Raw genomic sequence first — 15,631 nt, 5'->3', positions numbered from 1 at the left:
AGTGGTCACGCGAGTAGGCACGAGCCGATTCGTCATGTCCAACGCGGCTCGGTCGCGGGTTACTTGTCCACACAGCCGAACTGGCAGCAGCCGGATGGGAGCGGAATCGTGACCGTACTCGCGCATGAAGTGGCAGCAGTACCGATCGAGGCAGCCACGGTCACCTCCGCCGGCCAGGAGACCGCGATCACCTCTGCGACTGCCGCCGTCGCCGGGGACGTCGAGGCCGCCCTCACACTCGCCGCCCAACAACCGGCCGGGGAGGTGGCCGTACGGCTGCGGGAACGGCTGCGTGGGCACGTCCGCAGCCTCGCGGTACCCGCCGAACGGTACGCGGACCTGCTGCCGGAGAGCCGGGAGAAGGACATCGCGGCCAGCACCGTGCGGTTCGCCCGCAAGGTCGCCCGGGACTGCGGGAGCGATCCGGCGGTTGCGCTGCGGCTGCTGGCCAAGTCGGTGGCCCACCTCGCCCGGTACACGGACCTCCTGCGGCATGCCTGAACCGCTTCCGGCGCCGGCCTGCCCGGAGGCGCCGGTGCCGGAAGCCCTCCATCTGCCCGGCCGCGGCAGGTGACAACAGCGCCCCACCGACACCGGTGAGGCCGGTCGTCTCCTCCACATACGGGCGAGGAGGCGGCCACCGTGCCCCGGCCCGGCGCCGGGCCCCGTCGAACCTCGCCTTGGAGGCACCCGCGTGTACGCGATCGGCATGTGCGTCGATGCCCGCTACCTGTTGCCCGCCCTGGTCACGCTCGGGTCGGTCGCCGACCACCTGCCGGTGGCCGACCGCCGCGAGAGCGCGGTACGGGTACTGACCAACGGCCTGTCCCCGGGGCAGGCCGCCGTGATGGAGTCCTTCGCCCGCCGCTGCGGGTTCGGCTCCTTCGACCTGCGCTGGCAGACCCCGCCGGCCGAGAGCGTCATGGCGGACACCGCCTACATCTCCGTCGCCACCTACCTGAGGTTCGGGTTCACCCCAGGCTTCCTCGACCGGCCGTTCCTGATCTACGTGGACGCGGACGTACACGTGCGCGGCGACGTCTCCGCGCCCCTGGACGGACTGCCGGCGGACCGGATCGGCGCCGTGCAGGACGAGTTCAACCCGGCCGTCGGGCAGTGCCCGGCACTCCCCGGGGTCGCCGAGCGCTGGCCCCACCTGGTCGGGCGCACCTACTTCAACGCCGGGATGCTGTGGGTCCCCGCGCCGATGCTCGCCCCCATGCGGACCGGGGTCCAGCGGGCCCTGGTCCGCGGGCGGCAGTACATCAAGCACAACGACCAGTGCGCCCTGAACCTCTGGCTGCTGTCCTCCGGGGCCGCTCACGCGGTCGGGCCGGTGTTCAACCGGTTCGAGGTGGACCGGTTCCTCCAGCGGGGGGACTGGGTCCGCAGGGTCCTCCGCCGCCCGGTCACCCGCCGGGACGGGCACGTGGTGCACTTCGTCGGGGGCCACAAGCCGTGGATGCGCTCGTGCCCCGGCACCGAGGACGTACGTTCCTACCGGCAGCAGATGCACCGCACCCTGCGGCACCTGGCCGGGGCGGGCGTACGGTGACCGGCGGCGGCACGTTCCCGGCAGTGGAGCGGGCCTGCGCGGAGCTGGCCGGGTCGGCTCCGGCCGAGACTGTCCGGGTCCGCCGCGGGCCGAAGACGGCCGTCTACCGCGTCCGTCTCGCCGACGGCCGCACGGTGGTGGTCAAGCTGTTCGCAGCCGACACCACCCACGGAGCGGCCGACGAGGCCCGCCTCCTTGCCGCAGTCACCGCCGCCGGGCGGGTGCGGGTACCGGCCGTGATCGGGCACGGACCCGTTCCCGTCCTGACCGTCTCCGCCCTCGTCACCGCCGATGCCGGGACAAGCACCTTGGGCGACGCCGTCCGGGCCGGGCATATCCCGCGTCCGGCGGCCCTGCTGCGGCTCGCCCTGCTGATGGCGGCCTTCCACAGCACCAAGGCCCCGCCCGGCATCCCCCTGGCGCCGGGCATCGGCCAGCAGGTCAGCACCCTTGCCACCCACTGCCCCAAACAGGTCTTCGCCCGGCTCGCGCCCGCCCTGGAAGTCATCGCAGCCGGGGCCCGCGTGGAACGGCTGGTGTGGTGCCACGGAGACCTCCACCTGGAGAACGTGGTCCGCGGAGACGACCGACGCCTCACCGCCAGCGAACACGGCCGGCTTCGCCTCCCCGACTACCTCGTGGACTTCGAGGCCGCGACCGTGGAGGTCCCCGAGTACGACCTCGCTCAGACCCTCGTGACCTGCGATGCCTTGGAGCCGTCCGACCGTGTGTTCGTGGCCGCCGCCTACGGACGGCCCGTCGACACCCGGCTCCTGGACGCCTACGTGGCCTTCCAAGCCGTACGCGGCTGGACGTACGCCGCCCACCGGGAGGGCCGCGACCGCGACGCCTGGGCGGCCCGCCTGCACCTTGCCCTGTCCCCTCAATCAGGAAGGACCGTGCTGTGACCGATCCCGATCTGTCGGTGATCATCCCTGCGTACAACGAGGCCGAGTACCTGCCCCGCTACCTGCCCACCGTCTTCGCTTCCCTCCGGGCCTGGGAAGCCCTCTCCGGCCTCATGGGGGAGGTGATCGTGGTGGACAACGCCTCCACCGACGACACCGCGACCGTCGCGAAGGAACTGGAGGCCAGGGTGGTGCCGGAGCCCGTCCGCAGCATCGGCCTGGCCCGGAACAGCGGAGCCCGCGAGGCCGAAGGGTGGATGCTGTTCTTCGTCGACGCCGACGTGGCCCTGCCGCTGGAGGGGATCACCGCCGCCGTGGCCGCGATGGACGCCGGAGCCGTCGGTGGGGCCATCCCACCGCTCTACACCCCCGCCCGGTTCGGGGCCCGTCTGCTCTGCGCCTACTGGGACCACCACCGCGCCCGCCACGGGGGTGCCCAGGGAGTCAACCAGTTCTGTACCCGGGACGCCTTCAAGGCCATACACGGCTACCGGACGGACTACTTCATGAGCGAGGACATGGAGTTCTTCGCCCGACTGACCGCCTACGGCCGCCGCACGGGCGGGCCCGTCGCGGTCCTCGAAGACCTCCGCGTGCGGCCCTCCACCCGCCGCTGCGACGCCTGGTCCACGGCCCGGATGCTCTGGTGGCAGAACCCGCTGATCGTCCGCCTCGGCCTGACCTCGCCCCGCTTCTGGCGCAACTGGTACGCCACAACCGTCCGATGATCGGAGAACCTCAGGTGACCCGCCTTCCCCTGCCGGACGCCGACGGCATCTACACCTTCCCCACCGACCTCCTGACCGCGCACCGGGCCTGGATGGACTCCCTGACCGGGGCCAAGGAGATCATGACGCTGACGGCGCCGCTGACCCTCGCGCCGTACTGGATCGAGCCGCGCAGGCCATCTGGGCGGCCGGTGGTCGTCATCGAACCCCACCACGACGACTTTGTCCTGTCCGCCTCCGGGACCTTCCTCGCCCGTCCCCGACCGCTGACCGTGGTCACCGTCTTCACCCGCTCGCGCAGCGTCCACCCCTCCCTCGAAAGCGCCTACAACAGCGTGGAGGCGGTCTCCGGACTCCGCGACCGCGAAGCCGCCCAGTCCCTGTTGCCCCTGGGAGCGGCCCGGGTCGGTCTGGGGCACGAGGACGCCGAGAAGCCGTACCAAGCACCCGAGCCCGCGCAGGTGGACCGGATCACCTCCCAGCTCACCGAGGTGCTGGACGGGATGGACGACGCGGAACTGCTCGCCCCGGCCGCCGTCACCCGCCACCCGGACCACCTCGCCGTCCACGAGGCGGCGCGCCGCCTGGGCTGCCGGTGGTTCTGGGAGGACGCCGCCTTCTGGTCCACATACGCCTTGTCCGGATGCGACCGGCAGCTGTTCCGGCAGCGGGTACGCGACATCCTCGATCCGGAACTGGAGGACATCACGGGCACCGTCCTGGACAAGGTGACTCTGCTCCACATGCACGGCTCGCAGATGCACCCCGCGCGGAAGATGTACCGGCCGATCCGGCACGCCCACACCGTCGCCGCCAACCTGCTGCCCGACCCGGACGGCCGTCCGCGGGGCCAGTTCGCGGAACGCTTCTACCGGCTGGGGAGGTCGTGGTGATCCTCGGCCTGGAAGGCCCCTCGTACGGGGGCAAGACCTCTGCCCTGGGGCGGCTGCGCCGGGTGGCGGCGATGCAGGACGCGCTGTTCTTCTCCTGCTATGTGAAGTCGTTCGCGCGCCGCGAGGACATCCCCACCCCCTCCACCCGGTCGGCTGACGAGCAGGTGAAGGCGTTCATGACGTTCATGGAGATCGAGGGCGAGCGCGTGGACGCAGCTCGCCGCCACGGCGGGCTGGTCGTCCTGGACCGGACCGTCGACACCCTCCTCGCCCACGCCCACGCCATGGACGAGATCTACGGCTTCAACGTCCTGCCCGAACTGTGCCAGCGGGTCGAGGAGATGCCGTACCTGCGGCCGGACCACACCCTGTACCTGGACGTGACGCCCGAGCTCTTACGCCTGCGGCGCAAGGCGGCCGGACACCACGAGGTCGAGCCCGACTACTTCCTCCACGACCCCGCCTTCCTCACGCACTTCCGCGACTACTTCTACCGCCCGGCCCGCCGCCCAGCGACTGCGGAGTTGGCCATCGCCTCCGGGGACGGCGACCGGCAGGAGACGGCCGCCGTCGTGCAGGCCCTCTTCACGTACTGGACTGCTGTCCGGTGACCGGCCCGACGGTGGTGTTCGTATGGCGGCGGACCCCACCACCGCTGCTGATCGGGGGCGCGGAGGTCTCCCAGCAGCTCCTGGCGGAAGAGTTCGTCCGGGCCGGCTGGCGGGTCGTCTACCTCGGCAGCCACGAGGCCCCCTGGAACGGGTCCGCCCAGATCGGCCACCTGCGCGCCCACCTCCGGGCCCACGGAACCGTGTGGGAGGAGGCCGGCGGGGAGGTCCGCTACCAGTGGAACGGCGTCTCGTGCCGAGCAGTGCCGCAGGACAGGGTGGAAGCGACGCTGAAGGGCCTCCTGGCCGAGGCGCGGCCGGAGCTGGTGGTGACCTCGCAGGAACGGGCCGCCGACCTCACCGTCCTTGCCCGCCGGTCCTCGCGGGTCGCCGGGTGGCTGCACTCGGTCTCGGCCAACAGCATGGGCATTCTCCACGGCCGACCGCACGTCGCCCTCGCCACGTCGGAGTTCGTCGCCGGACGGGCCCAGGCCCACGCCGATACGAAGGCGGTCGTCTTCTACCCGCCGTTCGCGCCGGCCGAAGGCGCCGGGCCCCTCCTCGCCGCGGGGCACGGCACAGCCGCCCGCGTCCCCGGCGGCGTGCTGATGGTCAACCCCATCCCCGCCAAGGGCGCGGCCCTCCTGCACCAGCTGATCCGCCGGTTGCCCGCCCTCCGGTTCACCCTCGTCGAGGGCTGGTGGGACACGGCCCGTGAGTTCACCGCGTACCCAAACGTGCACTGGGTCCCCCGCACCTACGCCATGGGCCCGATCTACGCCGCGAACGACCTGCTGCTCGTGCCCTCCCAGGTCGAGGACGCCTTCCCCCGGGTGATCGTGGAAGCCGGGCTCCACGGCGTCCCCACGATCGGCTCGTCCCGCGGCGGCATTCGCGAGGCGGTGAGAGACGGCGGAATCATCCTCCACCCCGACAACGTGGACGCCTGGGTGCAGGCGATCGAGACGGCTGACCGGGCCGGCCTCGGCGCGAAGGCCCTCGCCGGGGCAGCGCCGCTGGTCCGGCCGTGCCTGCCCGAGCTGGCTGCCGCCGGGCTCATCCCGGCGGCAGCCGCCGCCGGCTAACGGGCCGCGTAGGCGGCCTGCACCTCGTCGGCGCGGTCGGTCCACCAGTTCAGCAGTGCCTCGTCCGTCAGGAACATCTCGCCGAAGGTGGGGTCCTGGCGGTCGAGGTAGAACTCCAGCTGCCAGAAGTCGGTCAGCCGCTTCCACCACAGCCGCTTCACCGCGTCGGCGAGGTCGCCCTCGGACAGATCGATCACGGACCGGTACCCGGAGCAGAACGCGGCGACACGGTCGAGGTCGAAGACACCACCTACCCCGAACTGCACCTGCGCGGTCCGCGCTACCTCCTCCCCGTACGCACGGACCCCGAGCCGGTCCCAGTCCAGTACTGCCACCACCTGGCCGTCGCGGCGCAGCAGGTTGCGGTACTGGAAATCGCCGTGCGTCCACCCGTACGGCCCGGCCGGCACCTCGCCGTCCGGTCGGGCACCGGCGTACCGGGCGAGGAGGCCTCGGCGGCTGTGCAGGGCCTCAGCGGCGGCCTTGTCCAAGTCGGTGACCGGATCGGCCGGGAGGCGACTCGCGAGAGCAGCGGCGGCCCGGTCGGCCTCGGCCACATCACGGACCTTCGCAACCGGTGCTTGCTCCGGGACCGGGCCGGGCCCATGCCGCTGCAGGCCCTCGTGTAGGCGGCCCAGGAGAGCACCGAGATCGCGGACCTGGTCGAGCGGGAGGTCCGTCCCTTGAAGGTGCTCGCCGTCCACCCACGGCAGGACGCAGTAGCCGTGATCACCGACTTCCACCACGAGGTCGCCACCGGCGTCGAACAGCGGCGCCGGCACCGGGATGCCCTCACGGGCCAGGTCCACGAGGACCGCGAGGTTCCTACGAACCTTCGGCAGAGGAACGTCGATGATCTCCTTGAGCGCGTACGCCCCTGTCGCCGTCACGAGCCGCCAGTTCCGGTTCATCAGGCCATGGGCAAGGAACCGCCGATCACTCACCGCGCCCAGTCCGAACGCGTCGGACAGAGCGGGCAGCACTACTGCCAGACCATCTTCTCGAGTCGTATCCGTCATCCCGAGCACGGTACGCCGACGCCGAATCTCGCACCCGGTTTCGTCACACAGGTCCCCGCAGAGAGGCAGAGGGAGATGCGAGCCAGGATCCCCCTCCATCATCGGCTCACCTGACTCTGCCCGTGGCGGAGCCGGAACCGCCCCGGCGGCCTCACTAACCTGACCGACGGACCACCCGCGGCCGTACGACGATCGGGAGACCATGACCACGCCCTCCACCGCCCGTATCGAAGACATCCTGCAGACCGGCGTGCGCGAGGAGGTCTACCCCGGCGCGGTGTGGGCGGTCGGGGACGCCGACGGCATCCGCGCGAGCGGAGCCGTCGGCCTCCTCGACCCCGACCGGCCCGACGAGCCCATGCGGCTGGACACGGTCTTCGATGTAGCCAGCCTGACCAAGATCCTCGCCGTCTGGTCCACGATCGGCACGTTCTCTGAAGAGGGCAAGCTCGACCTCCACACCCCTCTGGGCACCTTCTGGGACGATGTCGCCGGCCACCCCCTGGCTCGGGCCACGGCCCACCACCTCCTGACCCACACCGGGGGCCTGCCCCTCCGCGCCAACCTGAAGAACCTCTACGGCACCGACCCCCAGGACATCCGCGACGGCGTCCTCCACGAAGCCCTCCACCGCCCGCCGGGCGAGGCAGTCGAGTACACCGACCGGGCCGCCCTCGTCCTCGGCTACCTCGCCGAACACCTCTCGGGCCAGCCCCTGAACCGGCTCGCCACCGACCGCGTCTGGCACCCGCTGGGCATGACCCACACCCGCTTCGGCCCCCTCCCCACCACCGAGGCGCCCCCACCGAGTACGACGAGACCACCGGCACCCACCTCAAGGGAACCGCCCACGACTTCTCCGCCCGCCTCCTCGGCGGCGTCTGCGGCATCGCCGGCACCTTCTCCGTCCTCGACGACCTCACCCTCTTCCTCCGCCACATGCTCGCCCCCACCCAGGCCGCCTTCGGCGCGACCTGGACCAAGGACTCCCTCCGCATCCACACCGGCGTCCTCACCCCCGCCCGCGGCCTCTTCTGGCACCCCGCCCCCGGCACCACCCCCGCCGAGGACGTCTGGGTCCACTACGGCTTCACCGGCACGGGCATGTGGATCAGCCCGGCCCAGGGCCGCTGGGCCGCCCTCCTCACCAACAAGCTCCGCTTCAACCGCGACCGCGAGCCCCTGACTGAGATCCGCAGTGTCTTCCGAGCGGCCGTCTTCGCCGCTGAGAACGCGCAGGGATCGTAGGTGGACGGAATGACCCACGTGCTCACCAGGGCACTTCTCTTCAGCAGGTAGTACCGCAGGATTCCCTCCGCCGCCATACCGCAACGGCAACTGCTGTCGACAAGGCTGGCTGACATAGCTGTCATCCGCGGCGAGGGTGATTGGCTTCACCCCTGGCCAGCCGGTGGAACCGGACCCGGGCGGTTCAGAATCGGCCGCACGTAATCGTTTGCCCCCTCGTTCGGCTGGACGCTGCCACACTGGCAAAGGTGTAGAGAAGCAGTCTCGTTTCGGGGGAGAGCGCCGTGGCGCAGAAGAGCGACAAGCCCTACTACCGGGCAGGGCACTGGGTGCGGCCGTCAGCCGTCAAGCAGGTGAAGAAGCCTGCGACGGGCGTCATTGTCGTGGCTGCGCTGCTGGCCATCGCTGCTTGGAACACGATCTTTGGTGATGACAGCGAGGCTCCGGCTCCGCAGCAGCCGCTCCCGACTGCCGCAGCTACTCCCTGAACGGGGATCTCAACTGCGGCCGTTTCGTCGGGATAGTCTCCCTGCCAATCGCTCTATCAATGTGGGGCTATGGTCGTGGCTCGGTCGTGGGGCGGCCTGAGCAGCCGCCTCGATCGTCGTCTCTGCCAGCAGCCGCATCCACACGGCTTGCCACTCGGCGACCTGTGCATCTGGAAGGCCGCAGGCAGACAGGTACGCCGCTGTGGTCTGCCAGGTCCTGGGCAGGCTCTCGCGGTTCAAGAGCCGACTGACGGTGCCAGCTGAGACGCGCCCACCAGAACGTCGGCTGACCAGTTGATGGGTGAGGCCGCTCGTGACGCGAACGTCTGACAATGCCTTAAAGAAGCCCTTGACAGTGCGAATATCCGAGGGGTTGGGCCAGGAGTGTTCTGACGCATGGTTCTTGCCAGCGGGAGGAGCAGACCCCGTTGCAGGTAGGTACGCAGGATTACGGCCGAGAGCTAGTTGCGCTCCCGTGTTCCTGTCTCTCGCCTGGGGTGCGGGACGCCCCTTGGCCGCCAAACTGATGCGCATGTGTCGGTACAGCGCACCGAACTCCAGCAACTCAGGGCCGTGTGGTATGCCCACCTGAAGGGCATTCAGGAGCTCTCCCGTGAAGGCAGTGAACGGCTCACCTGGTGGGGCAAGTGCTGTACGCGTTTCTGCCGCAGCAGCGAGCAGGAATGTCCCCTCCACGGATGCCTGATCGGCCAGGTCTACTGGTCCGCCCATCGACCCCAGCGCAAGGCCGCTATAGCAGCAGTCGAGGACGACGACACATCGCTCGGCCCGGCCGTTCAGGAGCGCCTGCCGTAGCCAGCGATAGGACAACCCGGTCTCGACCCGTTGCTGCCTGGACTGCGGCAAGGCCAGATAGAGATCATTCTCCGGGTCAACCAGCCCATGACCCGCGAAATAGATGAGCACGGTGTCACGCGCTTGCTCGGCTGCCGCCCGTACAGCAGCCATGGTCATTTCAGCAGTTGTGGGGTTGGAGAGGGTCACGCAGTGTTCCGGCGGTAACCCCCACGAGAAGGGTTCTGCCAACGTCGCGGCCAAAGCGGTCAGATTGTTGGACACTGCCGGCAGTTGCTCAAGGTGGTCATAGCGACTCGTGCCTATCAGCACAGCTCGGGTCGCACCAGGGTCGGGAAGGGCACTCACGCGTCTGGGGCATCATCGGGAGCCGGAGCCTCAAGAGCTCGGACGGCACGGTCGATCTCGCCATCATTACACTGCGTAAGAACGATCACGGTTTCACCCCGCCTGATCTCGATCCGCGGGTCCTGGGGCCTTGTTCGCTTCCAAGCGGCCAATGCGACAACGAAGGAGGCAGCGCTCCACCCGTTGTCGGTTACCAACTGGATGACATCCACCAAGCCGCCCATCTGCCCGGGCTCGGGAGGCTGTTCCTGGAGTGTCAGCCAGGATGACCTGCGGATGTCCGTGTCTGCCCGGAGCCAGTTGTGCAGTGAGCGCAACTCGTCAGCCTCGGCCGCCACCCGTACGTCAACGCGCATGCCTCTCCCCTGTCTCCAGCTGTCCGTGCTCCTATGCACCTCCATCGTCCGACAGAGCGTGCCTCCTGGCATGCGTTTGGCTCATTCCCTCAGGCGCTGGGGAGAATGAGGCTCGGCTGGGGAGCCGCTGGGGAGGATTAGCCGCATCAGTAGTCAGCACGGCGAAGGAGCCTGAAGGGCGGATAGCCGCAGGTCAGAAGGCCTCTCCCATCGATTGCCGCAGGTTCGTGCCGCGAAGGTGACGACTTCAAGGCTCCTCACGGGTCGCCATCCTCTTCACCCCCACCCTGGTCGGCACCATCTACGGCATGAACTTCGACACCATGCCCGAACTCCACTGGGCAGGCGGCTACCCCTTCGCGATCTTGCTGATGGCTGTGGTCTGCGTCAGCCTGTACGTCATCTTCAAGAAGCGCGACTGGCTGTAGGCGACAGGGTGCGACCGCCTTCGCCGCGGCGCACTTGATGAGCGGGAGTCACGTGGGAGGGGTGTCGGTCATGCCCCGCGGTGCTTGATGTTGACGGCCGAAGCCTTGGCCAGTGCCACGGGGTTCAGGAAGCGCGACGGGCCGATCAGGCGGGATGCGAACAGATACATGTGCCGCGCCATCGCCTCATCGCGCGCCGCCGCCGAGAACATCAGCCGCTCCCCGGGGTTGAACGGGCGGGCCTTGGCGTAGTCGGCGGCCAGGGACTGGTGGCCACGCAGCTGGCGCCGGTGCCTGTGTGCGTACACCGCGAGGGACCGGGCGAGGTCGCCGCGGCCGGTCGCGGCCGGGGCGACCGCCTCCGCCAGCCATCGCGCGGACTGCAGAGCCCACCCGCAACCCACTCCCCACAGGGGATCGCCCGTCAGGGCGGCGTCGCCGATGAGCGCGACGCCCGGCGCGGTCGGCTCGCGGCTGATGAGGGGGTAGTTGACACTTCCGATGATCTTGGTGATGCGCTCGGCGGAGTCGATGGGCGGTGCCTCGGGCAGGGCGCGGACGAAGGAGAGGAAGCTGCCCTCCAGGTCTTCCCGGAAGGCCGGCAGCCGTTTCTTGTCCGGGAGCACCGCGAGGACCGTCACCCCGTCGTCGTTGGGAAACGCGTACGCCATGTCGGGCTCGAGGAACCAGGTCTGGCCGATCCCGCCGTGCAGCGGAAGGTTGCGGAAGTGCGCGAGGTAGCCGAACCGCGCGTTCTCGTACTGCCGGGCACGGACCTCGGCGAACTTCGCCACGGCCGAGTCCTTGCCATCGGCGCCGACCACCAGGCGCGCCCGGATCTCACGCTCGCCCTGTGGGGTCGACGCGCGCACCCCCACAGTTCGCCCGGCTTCCCGGACCAGACCGGTCACGTGGTGGCCGAGGAGCAGATCGACGCCAGGGGTCTGCGCCGCATGGGATCTGATCAGCGGGTCGAGGGTGCTGCGCCGGATGTTGTACGCGTACGGCAGTTCGGGGCCCGCCGGCGCCGCCCTCGGCTCGATCCATCCCCAGCGGGTGTACCAGCGGGCCTCGTTGCGGACGGCTCCGGCCTTCTCGAGAGCAGGGACGAGGTCGAGTTCGTCCAGCACCGGATAGGCGTTGGCCGTGAGGGAGTGGGTGCACAGCACCTTGTACGCGTCGGGGTCCGAGCGGCGTTCCAGCAGTGCGACGCGGACACCGCGTCGAGCGAGCAGAATCGCCGCGGCGCTGCCGGCGAGGCTGGCTCCGCTGATGACGACGTCGTAGTCGTATCCCGTGCTCTCGGGCTTGGTCATGCGCTGATCGCTTCCCTTCGGGGTGTGGTGCCGTTCATGGGAGTGGCGCAGCGCCCACTGCAGTCAGGTACATGACCAGTTGTCAAGAGTTTGCGGATCGGGTCGTGAATCAGCCTGATCGCCCGGTCAGGTCGCGGCGCCATCGCCGACGCCGTCGTCCGCACGGGTTCGGCGTGCGGCGAAGAGGGTGCCCGCACCGGCAGCCACCAGCACGCCCGCGCCGCCGAGCAGCCACAGGTCGGGATCGGGGTCGGGATCGGGGTCGGGGTCGGGATCGGCTCCGGTCTCGAGGAGCGCGCCCTGCGGCGTGGATTCTGTGGCGTCTGACGCGGTCCGGGTCAGCTCCGGGGTCTCCCCCAACCGGCACTGATTGTCACCCTGCGTCGACCTAATGACTACATGGCGCGAGCGCGGCCTGTTCAGCGGCGGCGGCGCCGTGCGGCTGTCGGTGTGGCGTGGCGGAGCCGTGACACGCGCGGGAGGCTTGTGGAGGGCGCTGTCATACCGACCACTGGAGACGACATGCTCACCGTCAACGCGTACGCCGCCACATCGGCGACCGATCCGCTCACCCCGACCACCATCGAGCGCCGCGACGTCGGCCCGCACGACGTCCTCATCGCGATCAAGTACACCGGCATCTGCCACTCCGACATCCACCACGCCCGCAGTGAATGGGGCGAGGCCACCTACCCCGTGGTGCCCGGCCACGAGATCGCGGGCGTCGTCGCCGAGGTCGGCCCCGAGGTCACGGCGTACGTCGCCGGTGACCGGGTCGGCGTGGGCTGCATGGTCGACTCCTGCCGCGAGTGCGCCAACTGCCGTACGGGCAGGGAGCAGTACTGCCTCAAGGGCAACACCCTCACCTACGGCTCGATCGGCAAGGACGGCACCCTCACGCAGGGCGGCTACTCCACGCACGTCGTCGTGAACGACGACTTCGTCGTCAGGATCCCCGACACCATCGCACTGGAGGAGGCCGCGCCGCTGCTGTGCGCCGGCATCACGACGTACTCGCCGCTGGCCCGCTGGGGAGCCGGCCCCGGCAAGAAGGTCGCCGTCGTCGGGCTGGGCGGCCTCGGCCACGTGGCGGTCAAGATCGCGCACGCGATGGGCGCGGAGGTCACCGTGCTGTCGCAGTCGCTGAAGAAGATGGACGACGGCCTGCGTCTGGGCGCCGACCACTACCACGCCACCAGCGACCCCGAGACCTTCGAGACGCTCGCCGGGGCCTTCGACCTCATCGTCAACACGGTGAGCGCCGTACTCGACCTCGACGCCTACCTCGGGCTGCTGGCCGTGGACGGCGCGATGGTCAACGTCGGCGCGCCCGCCGAGCCGCTGTCGCTGAGCGTGTTCTCGCTGATCATGCAGGGGCGGTCGTACGCCGGTTCGCTGATCGGTGGCATCGGCGAGACGCAGGAGATGCTGGACTTCTGCGGGGAGCACGGCATCGGCGCCGAGGTGGAGGTCATCCCCGCCGAGAAGATCAACGAGGCGTACGAGCGCGTCCTCGCCTCCGACGTGCGCTACCGCTTCGCGATCGACGTCTCGACCCTGAGCTGAACGGCGCCCTCACGGCGTCTTTCTAGAATAATTGTCTAGAAACTTACTCTACAAATACTCCGTGCGGGGGCCACGCTTCAAGGGACGACGGGTCCCGGCCCCCGACACCCACGGAGGATCTCACCATGCCCATCCCCTCGCAGCCGGAACGCCACGACACCACCCGTCGGGCGGCGATCAAGACCGGCATGGGCTTCGCCCTCGGGGCCGGGCTGCTCGGCGCCGCCCCCGGAACCGCGGTCGCCGTCGGCCGCCGGGCCCCGGCCGCGCGGCTGCTGCAGACCGGTACGCCGTTGTGCGAGCGGCCCGGCGACTCCGCCGGCGCGCAAGGACTGGGTTCCGGCGACCTGGCCATCCCGTACCACCGGGAGCACGACAACACCTGGGGCTACGTCTTCGGTGACGCATGGCCCGAGCCCGCCCTGGGGGGTCCCACCCTCGGCTGCCCCGTGATGCTGAACCAGGCCGAATTCGACGCCTCGGGCAGGACCCCGATCTCCTTCACCTGGGCCATGCCCACCGGCGGCGACGCCCGGCAGCTGTTCGACTACCAGCACAACCAGGACAACGGCTTCGGCTACGAGACCAGCCGGATCCCCAACGACTGCATCGAATTCGGCGGCCGCACCTACATCCAGTACACCTCCGTGACCACCTGGGATCCGCCCCACGGCTACGACGGCTCCCTGATGTCGGGCGTCGCCTACTCCGACGACTACGGCATCACCTGGAACGACTACCCGTACCACTGGCCCGGAGATGTCCAGGGCGCGAACCAGTCGATGTACGGCATGTGGTCCTTCGCGGGCATCGACCCCGACGGCTGGCTGTACATCTTCTCCAAGCGCTGGAACGGCAGTCACCGCAATCGGGGCGACGGCGGAGCGATCCAGCTGTTCCGCATCCGGCCCGACGAGTTCCGTGCCGGCAACTTCGGCGCCCAGCAGAACTGGGCCCATCTCGACGGCCGTTGGCAGTGGACCACGGCGGTCGGACCGTCGGCCATCCTCTCCGGGCACAACATCGGGGAGTTCTCCGTCAAGCGGATCGGCGGGACGTACTGCATGAGCTACTTCGACGTCGACGACTACTCGATCTGTACGCGCACCGCGCCCCGGCCGGACGCCGGGTGGAGCGCCCCCACCCCGCAGGTCGTCGGCGATGCCCGCCCGCCGCACCACTGGGGCAGGCCGCAGCTGCCCTTCCTCTACGGCGGGTACATCCACCCCGGCAGCGCGAGCCCGACGTCCCTGACCCTGATCGTCTCGCAGTGGGACGTGGTGGGGAAGTCGGCCTACCGGGTGCTGCAGTACGACGGCATCAGGCCGTAGCGGGACGACGAAGCGTACGAGGCGTACGAGGAGGAGGGGATGGCGATGAGCGGGGTCGTGATCCACGTCCCGGGGGACACCACCGGGGCCTACGGCGACGGAGCGGGGGCGGGGGTGGGGCTGGGGACCCGCGCCGGGCTCGGTGTGACGATGCGGCTCGGGCCGGGGGAAGTCGTACGGTTCGGCCGGGGCTCGGACACGGTCCCGGTCGAGCTCCGGCTCTGCGACCCCGCGGTCTCCCGGCTCGCCGGGGAGATCCGGGTGACCCAGGACCACTGGCAGCTCACCAACCACAGCCCGACGCAGAGTTATCTGGTGGAGAACCCCGAGGGGGCGGGCGAGTACCTGAGGGTGCCGCCGCGCCGGGCGGCGGCTCCGATCCCCTTCGAGTTCGCCCGCGTCGTGCTGCCCGGGCGGGGGGCGGCGGTCAGCTTCCAGGTGTTCGCGCCCGGACATCTCTACCTCGACCGTCCCGGGGTGGGCGGTCCGTGGGGAACCCGCACGCTCACGGCGTACTCCCTGGACGAGACCGCCGCGTACTTCCTGGTGCTGGTCGCGCTGTGCGAGCCGCGGCTGCGCGACGAGTCGGCCATCGCCGTCCCGACCACGCCCCAGGTCGTCGAACGGCTGCGCAGCCACCCGGAGTTCGGACAGCTGTCGGCCCGCGCGGTCAGCTCGCACATCGACTACCTCGCGGGCGACAAGCTCCGCCTCGCCGAACCGGCCGAAGGCCCGGGGCGCTGCAGCCGACGCAACGGCAAACGGGAGGCGCTCGTCGCGCTCGCGCTGCGCTTCGGCCTGGTCGGGGAGGAACACCTGACCCTGCTGCCACCCCGGCCCCGCGGAGGGACGCCCGTCCTGTCGGGGGCGCGATCGTGAGGTTCTAGTGCTGTGGCCGGAAAGGTTTGCCGGGGCGCGGTGTCCGGTGCGGTGCATCG

General features: G+C 70.0%; 16 protein-coding genes and 2 pseudogenes. 13 read left to right on the top strand and 5 right to left on the bottom strand.

What is annotated here, in order from left to right; all coding sequences use genetic code 11:
- Positions 1 to 108: 108 nt before the first annotated feature.
- From ACFWBF_RS17110 to ACFWBF_RS17080, 7 genes are all read left to right on the top strand, one after another.
- A complete protein-coding gene (locus tag ACFWBF_RS17110) occupies positions 109 to 501 on the top strand; it encodes a hypothetical protein (protein ID WP_385601795.1) in 393 nt (130 codons plus the stop codon).
- A gap of 193 nt (positions 502 to 694) precedes the next feature.
- Positions 695 to 1,555: a glycosyltransferase family 8 protein gene (locus tag ACFWBF_RS17105; protein WP_385601792.1), complete on the top strand. Its 861-nt coding sequence runs from the start codon at positions 695 to 697 to the stop codon at positions 1,553 to 1,555.
- A gap of 23 nt (positions 1,556 to 1,578) precedes the next feature.
- Positions 1,579 to 2,463, top strand: coding sequence for a phosphotransferase (locus ACFWBF_RS17100; protein WP_385601788.1), 885 nt, complete (start codon positions 1,579 to 1,581; stop codon positions 2,461 to 2,463).
- On the top strand, positions 2,460 to 3,191 hold the full coding sequence (locus ACFWBF_RS17095; protein ID WP_385601785.1) for a glycosyltransferase: 732 nt from the start codon (positions 2,460 to 2,462) through the stop codon (positions 3,189 to 3,191). The genes ACFWBF_RS17100 and ACFWBF_RS17095 overlap by 4 nt, the downstream gene beginning before the upstream one ends.
- Entirely contained in the window at positions 3,188 to 4,084 is an 897-nt protein-coding gene (locus ACFWBF_RS17090; protein ID WP_385601782.1) for a PIG-L deacetylase family protein, read from the top strand. Before ACFWBF_RS17095 ends, ACFWBF_RS17090 begins: the two co-directional genes overlap by 4 nt.
- A complete protein-coding gene (locus ACFWBF_RS17085; RefSeq protein WP_385601779.1) occupies positions 4,081 to 4,695 on the top strand; it encodes a hypothetical protein in 615 nt (204 codons plus the stop codon). The genes ACFWBF_RS17090 and ACFWBF_RS17085 overlap by 4 nt, the downstream gene beginning before the upstream one ends.
- Positions 4,692 to 5,777, top strand: a complete 1,086-nt coding sequence (locus ACFWBF_RS17080) for a glycosyltransferase (protein WP_385601776.1) — start codon at positions 4,692 to 4,694, stop codon at positions 5,775 to 5,777. The genes ACFWBF_RS17085 and ACFWBF_RS17080 overlap by 4 nt, the downstream gene beginning before the upstream one ends.
- Here the strand turns inward: ACFWBF_RS17080 and ACFWBF_RS17075 are convergent.
- Positions 5,774 to 6,796: a phosphotransferase gene (locus ACFWBF_RS17075; protein ID WP_385601773.1), complete on the bottom strand. Its 1,023-nt coding sequence runs from the start codon at positions 6,794 to 6,796 to the stop codon at positions 5,774 to 5,776. The genes ACFWBF_RS17080 and ACFWBF_RS17075 overlap by 4 nt on opposite strands.
- Positions 6,797 to 6,998: 202 nt before the next feature.
- Between ACFWBF_RS17075 and ACFWBF_RS17070 the strand changes: the two are divergent.
- Both ACFWBF_RS17070 and ACFWBF_RS17065 read left to right on the top strand, forming a co-directional pair.
- Positions 6,999 to 8,044 (top strand): annotated as a pseudogene (locus ACFWBF_RS17070) (serine hydrolase domain-containing protein).
- 284 nt (positions 8,045 to 8,328) lie between these two features.
- Complete coding sequence (locus tag ACFWBF_RS17065; RefSeq protein WP_385601770.1) at positions 8,329 to 8,532, top strand: hypothetical protein; 204 nt, start codon at positions 8,329 to 8,331, stop codon at positions 8,530 to 8,532.
- Between the two features lie 9 nt (positions 8,533 to 8,541).
- Here ACFWBF_RS17065 and ACFWBF_RS17060 read toward each other — a convergent pair whose 3' ends face one another.
- Together ACFWBF_RS17060 and ACFWBF_RS17055 are read right to left on the bottom strand one after the other, a co-directional pair.
- The gene (locus ACFWBF_RS17060) at positions 8,542 to 9,660 is read right to left on the bottom strand and encodes a caspase family protein (protein ID WP_385601767.1); all 1,119 of its coding nucleotides are present in this window, start codon (positions 9,658 to 9,660) and stop codon (positions 8,542 to 8,544) included.
- A 32-nt stretch (positions 9,661 to 9,692) separates the two neighbouring features.
- Positions 9,693 to 10,052, bottom strand: a complete 360-nt coding sequence (locus ACFWBF_RS17055) for a hypothetical protein (protein WP_385601764.1) — start codon at positions 10,050 to 10,052, stop codon at positions 9,693 to 9,695.
- 254 nt (positions 10,053 to 10,306) lie between these two features.
- Between ACFWBF_RS17055 and ACFWBF_RS17050 the strand changes: the two are divergent.
- Positions 10,307 to 10,480 (top strand): annotated as a pseudogene (locus tag ACFWBF_RS17050) (CorA family divalent cation transporter); the annotation flags it as partial.
- A gap of 68 nt (positions 10,481 to 10,548) precedes the next feature.
- Here ACFWBF_RS17050 and ACFWBF_RS17045 read toward each other — a convergent pair.
- The gene (locus ACFWBF_RS17045) at positions 10,549 to 11,796 is read right to left on the bottom strand and encodes an NAD(P)/FAD-dependent oxidoreductase (protein ID WP_385601761.1); all 1,248 of its coding nucleotides are present in this window, start codon (positions 11,794 to 11,796) and stop codon (positions 10,549 to 10,551) included.
- 126 nt (positions 11,797 to 11,922) lie between these two features.
- Positions 11,923 to 12,156 carry a hypothetical protein gene (locus ACFWBF_RS17040; RefSeq protein WP_385601758.1) on the bottom strand — a complete coding sequence of 78 codons (234 nt, stop codon included), beginning with the start codon at positions 12,154 to 12,156 and terminating at the stop codon, positions 11,923 to 11,925.
- 162 nt (positions 12,157 to 12,318) lie between these two features.
- On the opposite strand from ACFWBF_RS17040, the gene ACFWBF_RS17035 reads away from it, so the two are divergent.
- The 3 genes from ACFWBF_RS17035 (at position 12,319) to ACFWBF_RS17025 (ending at position 15,572) form a co-directional block, all read left to right on the top strand.
- Entirely contained in the window at positions 12,319 to 13,362 is a 1,044-nt protein-coding gene (locus ACFWBF_RS17035; protein ID WP_385601755.1) for an NAD(P)-dependent alcohol dehydrogenase, read from the top strand.
- A gap of 125 nt (positions 13,363 to 13,487) precedes the next feature.
- Entirely contained in the window at positions 13,488 to 14,693 is a 1,206-nt protein-coding gene (locus ACFWBF_RS17030) for a DUF4185 domain-containing protein (RefSeq protein WP_385601752.1), read from the top strand.
- A 45-nt stretch (positions 14,694 to 14,738) separates the two neighbouring features.
- The gene (locus tag ACFWBF_RS17025; RefSeq protein ID WP_385601749.1) at positions 14,739 to 15,572 is read left to right on the top strand and encodes a serine/threonine protein kinase; all 834 of its coding nucleotides are present in this window, start codon (positions 14,739 to 14,741) and stop codon (positions 15,570 to 15,572) included.
- Positions 15,573 to 15,631: the final 59 nt, after the last annotated feature.

Source organism: Streptomyces sp. NPDC060028 (assembly GCF_042736725.1).
In the GTDB taxonomy this organism is placed as follows: Bacteria; Actinomycetota; Actinomycetes; order Streptomycetales; family Streptomycetaceae; genus Streptomyces.
This window is presented reverse-complemented; position numbering and strand designations above follow the sequence as displayed.